The 14,236-nt window shown below is 71.3% G+C and carries 17 protein-coding genes; 7 read left to right on the top strand and 10 right to left on the bottom strand.

The genetic code is table 11. The features are described 5' to 3' along the window. Positions 1 to 4 precede the first annotated feature (4 nt). A complete protein-coding gene (locus ADK67_RS28140) occupies positions 5 to 1,483 on the bottom strand; it encodes a PAS domain-containing sensor histidine kinase (RefSeq protein WP_053719540.1) in 1,479 nt (492 codons plus the stop codon). After that, on the bottom strand, positions 1,484 to 1,699 hold the full coding sequence (locus tag ADK67_RS28135) for a biotin/lipoyl-binding carrier protein (RefSeq protein ID WP_053719539.1): 216 nt from the start codon (positions 1,697 to 1,699) through the stop codon (positions 1,484 to 1,486). It lies immediately after the preceding gene. 107 nt (positions 1,700 to 1,806) lie between these two features. Here ADK67_RS28135 and ADK67_RS55425 point away from each other — a divergent pair, with 107 nt between their 5' ends. Continuing rightward, positions 1,807 to 1,881 carry a 50S ribosomal protein bL37 gene (locus ADK67_RS55425; protein WP_096498094.1) on the top strand — a complete coding sequence of 25 codons (75 nt, stop codon included), beginning with the start codon at positions 1,807 to 1,809 and terminating at the stop codon, positions 1,879 to 1,881. Between the two features lie 86 nt (positions 1,882 to 1,967). Here the strand turns inward: ADK67_RS55425 and rsrA are convergent, their stop codons facing one another. After that, the gene (gene rsrA / locus ADK67_RS28130) at positions 1,968 to 2,282 is read right to left on the bottom strand and encodes a mycothiol system anti-sigma-R factor (protein ID WP_053719538.1); all 315 of its coding nucleotides are present in this window, start codon (positions 2,280 to 2,282) and stop codon (positions 1,968 to 1,970) included. Then, complete coding sequence (locus tag ADK67_RS28125) at positions 2,279 to 2,905, bottom strand: sigma-70 family RNA polymerase sigma factor (RefSeq protein ID WP_053719537.1); 627 nt, start codon at positions 2,903 to 2,905, stop codon at positions 2,279 to 2,281. The genes rsrA and ADK67_RS28125 overlap by 4 nt, the downstream gene beginning before the upstream one ends. A gap of 214 nt (positions 2,906 to 3,119) precedes the next feature. Between ADK67_RS28125 and ybaK the strand changes: the two genes are divergently transcribed. Continuing rightward, complete coding sequence (gene ybaK, locus ADK67_RS28120; RefSeq protein ID WP_053719536.1) at positions 3,120 to 3,596, top strand: Cys-tRNA(Pro) deacylase; 477 nt, start codon at positions 3,120 to 3,122, stop codon at positions 3,594 to 3,596. 13 nt (positions 3,597 to 3,609) lie between these two features. On the opposite strand, the gene ADK67_RS28115 is transcribed toward ybaK, so the two are convergent. Next, positions 3,610 to 4,224, bottom strand: coding sequence for an alpha/beta hydrolase family protein (locus ADK67_RS28115; RefSeq protein WP_053719535.1), 615 nt, complete (start codon positions 4,222 to 4,224; stop codon positions 3,610 to 3,612). Beyond that, a complete protein-coding gene (locus ADK67_RS28110; protein ID WP_053719634.1) occupies positions 4,221 to 4,982 on the bottom strand; it encodes an SOS response-associated peptidase in 762 nt (253 codons plus the stop codon). The genes ADK67_RS28115 and ADK67_RS28110 overlap by 4 nt, the downstream gene beginning before the upstream one ends. A 100-nt stretch (positions 4,983 to 5,082) precedes the next feature. On the opposite strand from ADK67_RS28110, the gene aroA reads away from it, so the two are divergent. The 3 genes from aroA (at position 5,083) to ADK67_RS28095 (ending at position 9,113) form a co-directional block, all read left to right on the top strand. Further along, on the top strand, positions 5,083 to 6,357 hold the full coding sequence (gene aroA / locus ADK67_RS28105) for a 3-phosphoshikimate 1-carboxyvinyltransferase (protein WP_053719534.1): 1,275 nt from the start codon (positions 5,083 to 5,085) through the stop codon (positions 6,355 to 6,357). Between the two features lies 1 nt (position 6,358). Then, positions 6,359 to 7,369: a ribosome small subunit-dependent GTPase A gene (gene rsgA / locus ADK67_RS28100; RefSeq protein WP_053719533.1), complete on the top strand. Its 1,011-nt coding sequence runs from the start codon at positions 6,359 to 6,361 to the stop codon at positions 7,367 to 7,369. Between the two features lie 313 nt (positions 7,370 to 7,682). Beyond that, entirely contained in the window at positions 7,683 to 9,113 is a 1,431-nt protein-coding gene (locus tag ADK67_RS28095; RefSeq protein WP_197289656.1) for a non-reducing end alpha-L-arabinofuranosidase family hydrolase, read from the top strand. 82 nt (positions 9,114 to 9,195) lie between these two features. On the opposite strand, the gene ADK67_RS28090 is transcribed toward ADK67_RS28095, so the two are convergent. The 3 genes from ADK67_RS28090 to ADK67_RS28080 are packed head-to-tail and all read right to left on the bottom strand — an operon-like array spanning position 9,196 to position 11,739. Further along, positions 9,196 to 9,687 (bottom strand): DUF6912 family protein, encoded by a 492-nt coding sequence (locus ADK67_RS28090; RefSeq protein ID WP_053719531.1) that lies wholly within the window; start codon positions 9,685 to 9,687, stop codon positions 9,196 to 9,198. Then, the gene (locus tag ADK67_RS28085; RefSeq protein WP_053719530.1) at positions 9,684 to 11,060 is read right to left on the bottom strand and encodes a WS/DGAT/MGAT family O-acyltransferase; all 1,377 of its coding nucleotides are present in this window, start codon (positions 11,058 to 11,060) and stop codon (positions 9,684 to 9,686) included. Before ADK67_RS28085 ends, ADK67_RS28090 begins: the two co-directional genes overlap by 4 nt. A gap of 10 nt (positions 11,061 to 11,070) precedes the next feature. Further along, positions 11,071 to 11,739, bottom strand: a complete 669-nt coding sequence (locus ADK67_RS28080; protein ID WP_053719529.1) for a phosphotransferase — start codon at positions 11,737 to 11,739, stop codon at positions 11,071 to 11,073. 12 nt (positions 11,740 to 11,751) lie between these two features. Here ADK67_RS28080 and ADK67_RS28075 point away from each other — a divergent pair, with 12 nt between their 5' ends. After that, entirely contained in the window at positions 11,752 to 12,546 is a 795-nt protein-coding gene (locus ADK67_RS28075; RefSeq protein ID WP_053719633.1) for a TrmH family RNA methyltransferase, read from the top strand. A 313-nt stretch (positions 12,547 to 12,859) separates the two neighbouring features. On the opposite strand, the gene ADK67_RS28070 is transcribed toward ADK67_RS28075, so the two are convergent. Continuing rightward, positions 12,860 to 13,270 (bottom strand): HAD-IA family hydrolase, encoded by a 411-nt coding sequence (locus tag ADK67_RS28070; protein WP_053719528.1) that lies wholly within the window; start codon positions 13,268 to 13,270, stop codon positions 12,860 to 12,862. 57 nt (positions 13,271 to 13,327) lie between these two features. Here ADK67_RS28070 and ADK67_RS51285 point away from each other — a divergent pair, with 57 nt between their 5' ends. Then, a complete protein-coding gene (locus ADK67_RS51285; protein WP_157620903.1) occupies positions 13,328 to 13,720 on the top strand; it encodes an Rv3235 family protein in 393 nt (130 codons plus the stop codon). Positions 13,721 to 14,236: the final 516 nt, after the last annotated feature.

Below are 14,236 nucleotides of genomic sequence, written 5' to 3'. Positions count from 1 at the left end.
CAGTCTAACGCCGGGCTCTGAGCGGTACGCGCAGGACCGCCTCTGTACCGCCTCGGGGCCGCCTCCGCAAGCTCAACGAGCCCCTGAGTTCGGACTCCACCAGCGTCCGGACGATCTGCAGGCCGAGCCGGTCGGTGCGCTCCAGCGAGAAGCCCTGCGGCAGGCCGCGGCCATCGTCCGAGATCACGACGTCCAACCACTTCGCCGAGCGCTCCGCGTGCACCACGACCTCGCCGCGCTGGCCCGCCGCGTACGCGTGCTCGAACGCGTTCTGCACGAGTTCGGTCAGCACCATCACCAGCGGGGTGGCGAGCTCGGCCTGGACGATGCCGAACTTCCCGTCCCGGCGCACCACCACCTGCGACTCGGTGGCCGCCACGTCGGACATCATCGGGATGACCTTGTCCACGACGTCGTCGAGGTCGACCCGCTCGTCCACCGACATGGACAGCGTCTCGTGCACCAGCGCGATCGACGTGACCCGGCGCACCGACTCGGCCAACGCCTCGCGGGCCTCCTCGCTGCTGGTCCGCCTGCTCTGCAGGCGCAGCAGCGCGGCCACGGTCTGGAGGTTGTTCTTCACCCGGTGGTGGATCTCGCGGATCGTCGCGTCCTTCGACATCAGGGCGCGGTCGCGGCGGCGGACCTCCGTGACGTCGCGGCACAGCACCAGCGCGCCCGCCGCGCTGCCACGCGGTCGCAGCGGCAGGGCGCGGAACAGCACCGCCGCGCCACGCCGCGACTCGGCCTCGATGCGCATGCTCGGCTGGCCGTCCAGGGCGGCCCGGATGCGCTGCGCCACCTCGGTGGCGTCGAACGGGTCGCCGATCAGGGACCTGGTCAACGGCGCCAGGTGCACGCCCACCAGGTCGGACGCGTGGCCCATGCGGTGGTAGGCGCTCAGCGCGTTCGGGCTGGCGAACACCACCGCACCCGAGGCGTCCAGCCGGATCAGGCCGTCACCGACGCGGGGGCTGGTGTGCACGTCCGGCGACGGCTCGGTGGTCGGGAACGTGCCGTCCGAGATCATCTGGCACAGGTCGGCGGCGCTGCCCAGGTAGGAGATCTCCAACGGGCTCGGCACGCGCGGCACGGCCAGGTTCGTGTTGCGGCTGAGCACCGCGATGACCTCGTCGTTCCGCTTGACCGGGATCGCCTCGCGGCGGACCGGCACGCCGAGGTGCCAGCGCGGGTCCTCCTCGCGGCAGATCCGGGCCTCGGTCATGGCGCGGCGCAGCTGGGGGTGCTCCTCGACGTCCACCATGCTGCCGACGACGTCCTCGGGGTGCGCGGTGGGCGCGGTCGTCGGCCGGGCCTGCGCGACGCACAGGAACGTGGTGTCGTCCAGCGGCACCCACATCAGGAAGTCGGCGAAGCTGAGGTCGGACAGCAGCTGCCACTCGGCGACCACCAGTTGCAGGTGGTCGACGGCGCCGCCGGAGAGCTTGGTGTGCTCGGCCAGGAGGTCGGTGAGGGTGGACAGCTACTCCACCACCGCGATGAGGTCGCCCTCTTGGACCACGTCGCCGGCGGACACGGCGATGCGGGTGATCCGGCCCGCGCCCTCGGGGAGGACCGGGATTTCCATCTTCATGCTCTCGAGCACCACGACCGTGGTCTCGTGCGTGACCTCGTCGCCTTCCTGGACGGCGATCTGGGCCACGTTGGCCACGATCTCGGCCCGGATCTCCTCGGCCATGGTCCTCCTTCGTTCCGGTTCATCCAACCACGATTCAGACCCGGTGCCGTGCCCAGGTGACCGCGTGACACACTGGGTTGAAGCATGACGAGCACTAGGAGAACCCCATGTCGAAGCGTGCCCGCAAGCGCCGCGACCGCAAGAAGGGTGGCGCCAACCACGGGAAGCGCCCCAACGCCTGATCACGAAGTCACGGCGTGCGAAGGCCCCGGAGCAACCGCTCCGGGGCCTTCGACTTCCACGGGGTCTTCTGGTAGCCCTGACGGTGTCAGGTGCTGGACGTCTCGATCCTCGTCACCGTGGTGGTGACCTCGACCTCCAGCGTCGTCTGGTCCGACGTCTGGTAGAGCCGGGCGCGCAGGCGCCGCCGCAGTTCCTCGGGCGCGTGCTCGCCGCCGCACTTGCGGGCCAGCAGCGCCTTCAGGTGCTCCTCCAGGCCGTACTGCTCCAGGCACGGGTGGCACTCCTCCAGGTGGGTCTGGAGCAGGGCCTTGCGCCTCTCGTCGCACTCGTGGTCGAGGAAGAGGTAGACCTCGGACAGGACCTCGGAGCAGTCCGTCTCGTGCGGTTCGCCGCAGCTCATCGGCCCGCCACCTCCTGGTGACCGTCGCGGATGATGCCGCGCTCGCGCGCGGTGTCCGCCAACTGGTCGCGAAGCTGCCTGCGGCCCCGGTGCAACCGGGACATCACGGTTCCGATGGGGGTGCCCATGATGTCTGCGATCTCCTTGTAGGCGAAGCCCTCCACGTCCGCGAGGTACACCGCGATCCGGAACTCCTCCGGCAGGCGCTGCAAGGCTTCCTTGACGTCTGAGTCCGGCAGCCGGTCCATCGCCTCGACCTCCGCCGACCGCAGCCCGGTCGACGTGTGGCTCTCCGCCTGCGCCAACTGCCAGTCGGTGATCTCGTCCGTCGGCTGCTGGATCGGCTGGCGCTGCTTCTTGCGGTAGCCGTTGATGTAGGTGTTGGTGAGGATGCGGTACAGCCAGGCCTTGAGGTTCGTGCCCTCCGAGAAGGACGCGAAGGCGGCGTACGCCTTGAGGTAGGTCTCCTGGACCAGGTCCTCGGCATCGGCCGGGTTGCGGGTCATCCGCAGGGCCGCCGAGTACAACTGGTCGAGCATCGGCATAGCGTCGCGCTCGAACCTGGCGGCGCGCTCGGCCGTTGTCTCGTCAGTCGGCGTGTCCTGCGTTCGCGTGGCTGGCACCGCGCTCCCTTCCCACCGGCTGGTCAGCGCGGTGGATGGAACTGTCTGGGACGCAGTCGAGGATACGCGGCGGTCCCCGGGTCGGCAGTGAGCCGAGCCACGCGGCGGGCGCGCCTTGACCTGCCTGCCGACCTGCTGGTCCATCACCTCGGTAGCCACGCTCGCACCAACGCGACGACGTCGCCGCGCATTCCCTCGACTATCGTGCGCGATCATGGCCGGACGTGGGACGCCCGCCACCGCGTTGCTGGACAAGCAGAAGGTGGCCTACACGCTGCACGCCTACGAGCACGACCCCCGGCACGAGTCGTACGGGCTGGAGGCCGCGGAGGCGTTGGGCATCGCGCCCGAACGGGTGTTCAAGACGCTGGTCGCGGACGTGGACGGCCGGTTGGCCGTGGGTGTGGTTCCGGTCACGGGCCAGTTGGACCTGAAGGCGCTGGCCGCCGCCGTCGGCGGGAAGAAGGCGAAGATGGCCGACGTCGCGGCGGCCGAGCGCGCCACCGGGTACGTGGCGGGCGGCATCTCGCCGTTGGGGCAGAAGAAGCGGCTGGCGGTGGCGCTGGACGCCTCGGCGGAGGCCTTCGCGACCGTCTACTGCTCGGCCGGGCGGCGTGGGCTCGAGGTCGAGATCGCGCCTGCCGACCTGGTCCGGCTCACGCAGGCGGTCATCGCGCCGATCTCGGCCTGACCCGACCTCCGGGTCAGACCTCCAGCGGGCGCAGCACGCGGTCCAGCCACTCGCCGACGGCCCGGCCCACCGCGGCCACGTCGGCCTTGAGGTTGTGGTCGCCGGGCAGCAGCACGACGTCGCGGTGGTGCGCCGCCTCCGGCCTGCCGAACGGGTCGTTCTCCCCCTGCACCACCAGCGTGGCGACCTCGACGCCGTCCAGCTCGGGCATCCGGGACTTCTCCGGCTTGCCCGGCGGGTGCACGGGGAACGCCAGGCACAGCACGGCCACCGCCTGCCCCTCCGACGACGTCCGGCACGCCACCCGCGCGCCGGACGACCGGCCGCCGAACAGCAGCGGCAGGTCGTCGAACCAGGTCTCGCCCAGCGCGTCCGCCACCGCGAGCCACGCCGCGTCGAGCTGGTTGGCGGGCGCGGGCGCGCGGCGGCCGGCCACCCGGTACGGCTGCTCGACCAGCGCCACGTGCACGCCGACGTCCACCGCCGCCCGGGTCGCCGCCACCAGGTCGGGCGCCGCGATCCCGCCGCCCGCGCCGTGCCCGAGCAGCAGCGCGGCGCGGCTCTCCGAGGCGCAGTGCAGCTCGGCCCGCGCGGGGCCGTAAGGGGTGTCGACCACCCGCGAGGTCATTTCAGCTCGAACAAGGTGGGCTCCGGCTTCTCGGACTCCCCCAGCGGAACGGCCGCCATCAGCGACGGGTCGTTGTTCTTGATGCTGTTGACCTTCATCGACACCGGGCGCAGCTCCAGCGCGTCCACCAGGCCGAGGTCGGGTTCGAGCAGGTCCTTCGGGTCCGCGTTGTCCGGGTCGAGCCACGCCGCCCAGCGGTCCTTCGGCAGCACCAGCGGCATCCGGTGGTGCACGGACGTCATCTCGCCGATCGCGTCCGTGGTGAGCACGGCGCACGTGATGATCGGCTTGCGCTCGTCGCCCTCCTGCTGCCACCACACCGACCAGATGCCGGCCATGGCGATGCTGGAGTCGTCGCCGGGGTTGATGAAGTACGGCTGCTTGCGGCCCTCGCCGGGCTGCCACTCGTACCAGCCCGCGGCGGGCACGATGCACCGGCGCTTGGCCGCCGAGTCGCGGTAGGCGGGCTTGGCCAGCACGCTCTCCGCCCGCGCGTTGATCATCTTCGCGGCGCCGGACAGGTCCTTGGCCCAGTGCGGCACCAGGCCCCAGCGCATCACGCGGACGCTGCGCTCGGTGGTGTCCGGGTCGGGGTTGCCCTCGTCGTCGCGCGGGTGCCGTTCGACCACGGCGAGCACCTGCTTGGTCGGCGCGACGTTGTAGTCCGGCCCGGGCGCGACGCCCTCGGTGCCGTCGACCGCGTCGAACTCCGCCGCGAGCAGCGCGGGGTTCTTGGTGGACGCGTACCTGCCGCACACACCGATCACCTCTCCACAGATCACCCTCGGGCGGTGCCATCGTCGCACGTCGGAAAGCCCGGTGCGAGCTGTCGACCACCCGATGCGGAATCATCAAGCCATGACTCAGCAGTGGTCCGCTCCCACCGCCGACGGCCCGGTCGACGCGACGGTACCCGTGCCAGGCTCCAAGTCGATCACCAACCGCGCGCTCGTGCTCGCCGCCCTGGCCGACGGCCCGTCCACCCTGCACGCGCCGCTGCGCAGCCGCGACACCACGCTGATGGTCGACGCGCTGCGGTCGCTCGGCGTCGACGTCGCCGACGGCCCGGACGGGTCCTGGCTGGTCACACCCCACGAGCTGCACGGACCGACGCAGGTCGACTGCGGTCTGGCGGGCACCGTCATGCGGTTCCTGCCGCCCGCCGCCGCGCTCGCCGTCGGCGACATCACGTTCGACGGCGACCCGCACGCGCGCAACCGGCCGATGACCACGATCCTGCACGCGCTGCGGGCGTTGGGCGCGGACGTGGCGGGCGACGCGCTGCCGTTCACGTTGCACGGCAAGGGCGGTGTGCCGGGCGGCGCGGTCACCATCGACGCGTCGGCGTCGTCCCAGTTCGTGTCCGGGCTGCTGCTGTCGGGCGCGCGGTACGAGAGCGGCGTGACGATCCGGCACGACGGCAAGCCGGTGCCGTCGCTGCCGCACATCGAGATGACCGTGGCGATGCTGCGCGAGGCGGGTGTCGTGGTGGACGACTCGACGCCGAACGAGTGGCGGGTCGAGCCGGGCCCGGTGCGGGGCCGCGACTGGCACGTCGAGCCGGACCTGTCCAACGCCACGCCGTTCCTGGCAGCGGCGGCCGTGACCGGCGGTCAGGTGACCATCCCCGGCTGGCCGGCGGAGACCACCCAGCCCGGTGGCGCGGCGGGCGACCTGTTCGAGCGCATGGGGTGCACGGTGACGCTGACCGACGCGGGCCTCACGCTGCGCGGCCCGGACCGGTTGACCGGGATCGACGTCGACCTGCGCGACGAGAGCGAGCTGACGCCGACCGTCGCCGCGCTGGCGGCGCTCGCCGAGGGCCGGACCTGGATCCGCGGCGTCGCGCACATCCGCGGCCACGAGACGGACCGGCTCGCCGCGCTCGTCACCGAGATCAACCGGCTGGGTGGCGACGCGGAGGAGACCGAGGACGGCCTGGTCATCACGCCCCGGCCGCTGCACGGCGACGTGTGGCGCGCCTACGCCGACCACCGGATGGCCACCGCGGGCGCGATCATCGGCCTGGTGGTCGAGGGCGTGTCGGTGGACGACATCGGGTCGACCACCAAGACGATCCCGGACTTCCCGGGCATGTGGGCGGCCATGCTGTCGCTGCCGGGGGCGCGCTGACGTGGCACGCGGCGACTGGCGGCGGTTGGACGAGTCCGACGTGCGGGTGCGGCCGGGCAAGGGCACCCGGCCGCGCAGCAAGCGCAGGCCCGAGCACGCGGACGCGGTGCCCGCCATGGTCGTCGGGGTGGACCGCGGGCGGTGGACGTGCGCGATGGACGACGACCCGAAGCGGTTGGTCGTCGCCATGCGGGCGCGGGAGCTGGGCCGCACGCCGGTCGTCGTGGGCGACCACGTGGGGCTGGTCGGCGACACGTCCGGGCAGCCGGACACGTTGGCGCGGATCGTGCGGGTGGAGGAGCGGCGCAGCGTGCTGCGGCGCACGGCGGACGACACGGACCCGTTCGAGCGGGTCGTGGTGGCCAACGCCGAGCAGCTGGTGATCGTGTCGGCGCTGGCGGACCCGCAGCCGCGCCGGGGTTTCATCGACCGCTGCCTGGTGGCGGCGTGGGCGGGCGGGCTGGAACCGCTGCTGTGCCTGACGAAGTCCGACCTGGCGTCGCCGGACGAGCTGCTCGCCGCCTACGCCGAGCTGAACCTGCCGGTGGTGGTGACGCGGTCCGACCAGGACCCGGACGAGCTGCGCGAGCGCCTGGCGAACCGGCTGTCGGCGTTGATCGGGCACTCGGGCGTTGGCAAGTCGACGTTGGTGAACAAGCTGGTGCCGGACGCGCACCGGGCGGTGGGCGTGGTGAGCGGGGTGGGCAAGGGCAGGCACACGTCGACCCAGACCGTCGCCCTGCCGCTGCCCGAGGGCGGCTGGGCGGTGGACACGCCGGGCATCCGCTCGTTCGGCCTGGCGCACATCACGCCGGACGACATCGTGGGCGCGTTCCCCGACATGAAGGCGATGGCCGAGGAGTGCCCGTCGGGCTGCGGTCACCAGGGCGCGCCGGACGACCCGGACTGCATGCTGGACGAACTCGTCCGCACGGGCGAGGCCTCCCCCGGCCGCTTGGCCTCACTGCGCCGCCTCCTGGCGTCCCGCGGCAAACTGGAGGAATACGACTGAGCCCTTTGCCCGCCCATTGAGACGGTCAAGCTCGCCCTGTTGACCTCAAGGCCTTGCGCACTCCATTCTGGGAACAGATCAACCGCTTAACTGCCGGTAGCGTCGTCGTGCCCGGAAGGTGCCCATGAGAACGCGCTCAAATATTTAGCACTATCGCTAAAACATTTAGCGACGTGCTGGTCGCCCGGCCATATCGACACTCGGCCGAGCGCGCCGACTTCTTGAGCCGATGGCCGTTCTCGTCGACTACCGCGATCGCGGGCGGCCACCGTTCGAAAATTTGCGCAAAGTCCGCAGAGGAGACGTCATGTCAATGCAACGACGCAGCTTCATGACCAGGTCCAGAACAGCCACTGTCGGCGCCGCGGTGGCGAGCGCCGCACTGCTGGCTTCGGCGGCGACCCTCGTGGCGCTGCCGGCCGGCGCCGCGGCAGCGGGCTGTTCGGTGAACTACGCCGTGGCTTCGCAGTGGCAGGGCGGGTTCACCGGCAACGTGTCGATCACCAACCTGGGTGATCCGCTGACCGGGTGGACGTTGACGTGGTCGTTCGGCGCCGGCCAGGCCGTGACGCAGTCGTGGAACACGTCGTTGACGCAGAGCGGCGCCGCGGTGACCGCGAAGAACGTGAGCTACAACGGTTCGATCGCCACCGGCGGTTCGGCGTCGTTCGGTTTCAACGGGTCGTGGACGGGCAGCAACCCGATTCCGACGAGTTTCGCCCTGAACGGCGTGGCGTGCACCGGCAGCACGACCACGACCACGACGACCAGCACCACTTCCACCAGCACGTCCACCACTACTTCCACGACGACGACCACCACCACGCCCGTCACGTGCGCTCTGCCGTCGAGGTACCGCTGGTCCTCCTCGGGCGCGCTGGCGAACCCGAGGTCGGGTTGGGTCTCGCTCAAGGACTTCACCTACGTGCCGTACAACGGCAAGCACCTCGTCTACGGCACGACGCACGACTTCGGGACGAGTTGGGGCTCGATGAACTTCGGGCTCTTCAGCAACTGGTCCGAGATGGCGTCGGCGCCCCAGCAGGCCATGAATTCCGGCACCGTCGCGCCCACGCTGCTCTACTTCGCCCCGAAGAACATCTGGGTGCTCGCCTACCAGTGGGGTGGGACCGCGTTCAGCTACCGGACGTCGACCGACCCCACCAACCCGAACGGGTGGTCGGCGCAGCAGGTGCTCTCCACGGCGAGCATCACCGGTTCCGGCACGGGTCCCATCGACCAGACGCTCATCGGTGACGGCCAGAACATGTACCTGTTCTTCGCCGGTGACAACGGCAAGATCTACCGCCAGGTCATGCCGCTCGGGAACTTCCCGAGCAGCTTCGGCTCGTCCTACACCACGATCATGAGCGACACGACGAACAACCTGTTCGAAGCGGTCGAGGTGTACAAGCTCCAGGGCCAGAACCAGTACCTGATGATCGTCGAGGCGATCGGCGCGAACGGCCGCTACTTCCGCTCGTTCACGTCCAGCAGCCTCAGCGGTTCGTGGACGCCGCAGGCCGCCACCGAGAGCAACCCGTTCGCGGGCAAGGCCAACAGCGGCGCCACCTGGACCAACGACATCAGCCACGGCGACCTGCTCCGCACCAACCCGGACCAGACCAAGACCGTCGACCCCTGCAACCTGCAACTGCTCTACCAAGGCCGTGACCCCCGCTCCGACGGCGTGGACTACGGCCTCCTGCCCTACCGGCCGGGCCTGCTGACCCTGCAGCGCTGACCGGGGGGTCGAACCACACGGGAGCCGGACGTCCAGACCGAAATCTGGACGTCCGGCTCCCGTTCGGCGTGGCGAACCGCGGCTACATCAGCTCCAGCAGGAACGGCAGCTCCTGCGGCGCGTACCAGGCCAGCTCGTGGTCCTCCGCACCGCCCAGCGCGAACTCCGCGTCCGGATCACCGAGGTCCGCCGCGTCGATCACGTCGGCCGCCGCGCGCACGTCGTCCTCCGCCTCCAGCGTGTCCAGGTGGATCGCGGCGATCAGCTCCAGCGGCACCGGACCCGACAGCTTCACCACCGAGAAGTCCAGGTCGGGCCGCAGCTTCACGTCCGGCACGTCCGCCGACACCACCGCACGCCTCGGCACGGCCTTCTCGTCGCCCGCGATCAGCCGCAGCGAACCGCGAGCGGCGTCGAGCATGGCCGAGTACTCCAGCTCCTCCGTGTCACCGGTCGCGTACGACTCGCGCAACGCGGGCGTCAGGGCGAACCCCGTCCCGCCCACGGCGGCGAACTCGCCGTTCTCCACGAGGTCGCGCAGCATCGCGACGGTCGCCGGGAGGTACACCCTCATGTGGACACCGTTCCCATCAGTTCCTCCACCGACTCCTCGACCATCGCCGCCAGCACGTCCACATCGGACATCGCGTCGCGGTCGGCGTTCAGGCCGAAGTACACGCCACCGTCATAAGACGTCACGCCGATCGACAACGCCTGGTTCTTCGCCAACGGCACAACCGGGAACATCTCGATCATCTTCGCCCCCGCCGCGTACAGCGGCACCTGGGGACCGGGCACGTTCGTCACCACCACGTTGAACAACCGCCGCGAGAACGACGACGCCGCCCGCGCGCCCAACGCGTGCAACGTGGGCGGCGCGAAGCCGGAGAACCGCACCAACGTCTGCGCCGCCACCGACTGCCCCGACTCCTGGTGCGCGCGCATCGCGTGCGACACGTGGTGCAGCCGCACGACCGGGTTCGACTCGCCGACCGGCAGGTCGACCAGGTACGCCGACACCTGCGTCTCGTCGTCGCGCACCGACATCGGCGCCATCGCCCGGATCGTGGTGCCCGCCGTCACGACCTCGCCGCGCGACAGCAGCCAGTTCCGCAGCGCGCCGGACAGCACCGCGAGCACGCCGTCGTTCACCGTGCCGCCGTGCGTCCGCCGGATGGCGCGGAACACGTCCAGCCGGGTGCGCGCCACCGCGAACCGCCGCTGCGGCGAGATCCGCACGTTCAACGGGCTGCCGGGAGCGGGCGTCGCGGCGGTCCGCACCGCGGACACCAACCCGCCGAACACCCCGGCGACCTTGCGCACCGTCGCCACCGTGTCCATCGCCGCCGAACGGGCGTTCTCCACCACCTCGCCGGGCCGCTGCACGGCCTCCGCGACCGCGTCGGCCACCAGCTGCAACCCGCTCGGCTCCGGCGACGGCATCCACAGCGACTCGACCGGCGGCCGCGGCGTGGCGGACACGTCCAGCATCACCTGCCCGATCTCCGGCGCGCCGATGCCGTCCACCATCGCCTGGTGCGTCTTGGTGATCACCGCGGTCCGGTTCCGGGCCAGGCCCTCCACCAGGTAGACCTCCCACAACGGCCGGGTCTGGTCCAGCGGGCGGGACATCAGCCGCGCCACCAGGTCGTGCAACTGCTGGTCGCTGCCCGGTTTCGGCAACGCCGACCGCCGCACGTGGTAGGTGACGTCGAAGTCCGCGTCGTCCACCCACACCGGCCGCGCGAGCCGTCCGGGGACGTGCACGACCTTCTGCCGGTACCGGGGCACCAGCGACAGCCGCTGCTCGATCAGGTCGACCAGCCGGTCGTAGTCGAAGCCCGTGCGCGGTCGCCGGAACACCGCCACCCCACCGACGTGCATCGGCGTCGTGGAGTCCTCCAGGTACAGGAACGAGGCGTCCAGCGCGGACAGGCGGTCGGGCATGCGGTCCAGGCTAGTCGGTGCAGTCCCGCACCAGCCTGCGAACGGCGCTGACCTCGGCTTCGTCGCGCTCGTGCCGGGCCAGCCTGATCGCCGCGGCGGCCGGCATGGCGCGCCTGGCCTCGACCCGCACCGAGCCGTCGACCCCGGACAGGAACCCGCGCACCATCCGCGACCGGGCGAACCGCTTGAACGGCCGCAGCGGCGCCACCGCGATCGCCAGCCAGCTCAGCGCCACGTCGACCTTCCGGTCGCCCCTGCGCGCGCTGCCCCAGTCGACCACCACCGCGCCCTCGGGGCCCATCACCACGTTGCCGGGGTGCAGGTCGAGGTGCAGCAGGTCGCCGTCACCGTGCAGGAACGCCGGCGCGGGCACCTCGTCCAGCTTGCGGTGCAGCTCGGCCAGCTCACGGCCCAGCGCGCCCGCCCGCCACGGCTGGGCGTCCAGCTCCTGCGACATGCGCGGACCGGGGACGTACTCCATGACCAGGTCCGTCTCCGAGGCGTCCGCCACCCTCGGCACCGGTATGCCGTGCCGGCGCAGGTAGCGCATCAGCTCGGCCTCGGGCCGCAGGTCGCGGCCCGACCGGCTGCGCTTGAGCAGCAGGCCGTCCGGACGCAGGTAGACGTCCGCCTCCCGGCCGCTGGCCAGCAGACGGTGCGCCTCGTCGCGCGATGTCATGTGACGATCATCATGATTGACAGCGCGAAAGCAAGCCCCAAACGGGTAGTGGACACTGACGCCGTGGATGTGTCACCCAAGGACAAGTTCGTCACCGTGTACGGCCGCAAGCCCGTGCTGGAGGCTCTGGACGACCCGCGGCTCGAGGTCGACAAGGTCGTGCTCGCCGACACGGCTCGCGGTCCGGCCGCCCGGGAGATCCTGGACGCGGCCGGTCGCCGCGGCGTCGCGGTGCAGCGGGCTTCCGCGCAGCGGGTCAAGGTGCTGGCCGGGAACGGCAAGCAGGACCAGGGCGTGCTGGCGGACGTCGTCGCGCCGCGGATGCGTCCGCTGGAGCTGGGGTTGCGCGACGGGCCGCGGTTCGTGCTGGTGCTCGACGGGATCACCACGCCGGCGAACGTCGGCATGATCCTGCGCACCGCGACCGCGGCGGGTGTGGACGGCATCGTCGTGCCCCGGCGTGGTGTCGCGTCGATCGACCCGATGGTGGTCAAGGCGTCGGCGGGGGTCGCGTTCCGGGCGCCGGTGCTGCGGTGCGCGACGGCGGCGGAGGCGGCGGTCGCGCTGCGGGGCGCCGGTTACCCGATCTTCGCGCTGGACGCCCAGGCCCGGTCGTCGGTGTACGCGGCCGACCTGCCGCCGCGGGCGGCGTTCGTGCTGGGCAGTGAGTCGGCGGGCATCTCGGACGACGTGCGGCCGCACGTGACCGGGTGGTTGTCGATCCCGATGGCGGCGGGGGTGGAGTCGTTGAACGTGGCCAGCGCCGCGGCCGTGCTGTGCTTCGAGGTCGTCCGCCGTCGCTCGTGACTGCTCTTGATTCTTGCGATGCGCAGCGCGGGTGCCGGAGGGCCGCTCAGACACCCGCGCTGCCTAACCCGGCTGGTCGGCGGCTCACCACAGCCACCCGACGCGGTACCCGTCGGGCCGTCCCGACCAGCCCTCGGCGTCCCGCACCCGCGCCCCTCGTATGGCATCGGATGCGGAACCGGGGCATTCGGCCATGCTCGTCATGGCTGTACATCGCGTGATCTTCGCCGGTGAACGCTTAGAACGTACGAGGGAAGTCGAGTGAGCGGCAATTCACCGGCCAGGTGGATTCTCCGTGGCCGTTCGTGACCGGTTAACTCTGCAGGGGGACCTGGAGCAGTATTTCCAGTTCCTCGAGTGTGGATTGCACGGACTGGTGGTGCACACCGACCATTCCGGCTGCCGCGGCGCCCCGGACGTTGACCGCGAGGTCGTCGACGAAGACGCACTCGGCGGCGGGGAGGCCGAGCCGTTCGGCGGCGAGCAGGTAGATGCGGCGGTCGGGTTTGGCCAGGCCGACCTCGCCGGAGGTGATGACGGCGTCGAACAGGTCTTCCCAACCGGCCGGCGGGTGCCACAGGAAGTCGGCGTTCGAGAGCATCGCGGTGAGGATGCCCTGGTGGCGAGCCTGGCGGGTGGCGGTGAGCAGCGGCGGCTCGGTCGCCGCGTGATCGTCACCGAGGTCCGTGAGCACACCGCCGAAGTCGAGAACCAGTCCCCGCACCGTGCCTCCATCGGGTGATCTTGGTACGAAACCCCGGCCGTCCGCCCTCGGTTCAGCATGCCACCTCAACTCCGCACCCTGTCGTCGACGAAGCCCGATGGCCCCGAGGACACCCCCACCGGCCCCCTGCACGCCACCACACCCCCACCAACCGCCGCCGCACCTCTGGACGCCCGCCACTTCCTGTTCCCGTTGGTCGAGGCCCTCAGCGGTCGACGACCACCCCGCCAACTGTCAGCCACCTTCGCCCCACGCGCCCTGACCACCGTCACCGAAGCCGCCACCACCACCCAAACCCGCCTCGGCCGCTACCGCTTGTGCCACGTGTCGCCGGATGCGGCGGAACTGGCGGGCACCCTCCACATGCCGACCAAGGTCCGCGCTTTCGCCGCCCGAGTAGAACGCCAAGGCTCACGCTGGCACTGCACCGAATTCCACCTCCTCCCCTAACCCGCGGGTTCACCGGCGGGCAAGCCCCTCAACCCCTTGCCCGCCGCACCCGCCCACAGCCTTTCCGCCAACACGATCGAGTGACATTCGCCCAAAAATGTACGGAAACACCGTTACCGCACCTCGGTTGAAAACCAGCGGAACGCCTCGACCACCCCCCACCCCAAACCACCCCCCCCCGCCCCCCCCCCCCCAGCCCACCCGCCGCGATCCGCCGCCGTAAGCCGCCTCCAGCCCGGAAGGAATCGCACACACGGAAACCCGCCGCGACACGCCAGCAACGGGGAGCCCGCCGGCGCGGCGCGGAGGGGTGCGGCAGCTGGGGCGCGCGAGGTAGAGGCGCGGCGGCGGGCGTGGGATGCGGCGAGCGCGGCGACCACGAGCGAGTGGGCGCGCGAGCGGCGGCGCGGCGTTGCGGGTCTGAGGGCCACGGCGGGTTAGAGAGGGCACGGCGGGCGTCGGCCCGGTAGGCGGCGTCGGCCCGGTAGGGCGCGGTAGGGGGCGCGGCGGGGGGTG

Source organism: Saccharothrix sp. NRRL B-16348 (assembly GCF_001280085.1).
In the GTDB taxonomy this organism is placed as follows: Bacteria; Actinomycetota; Actinomycetes; order Mycobacteriales; family Pseudonocardiaceae; genus Actinosynnema.
This window is presented reverse-complemented; position numbering and strand designations above follow the sequence as displayed.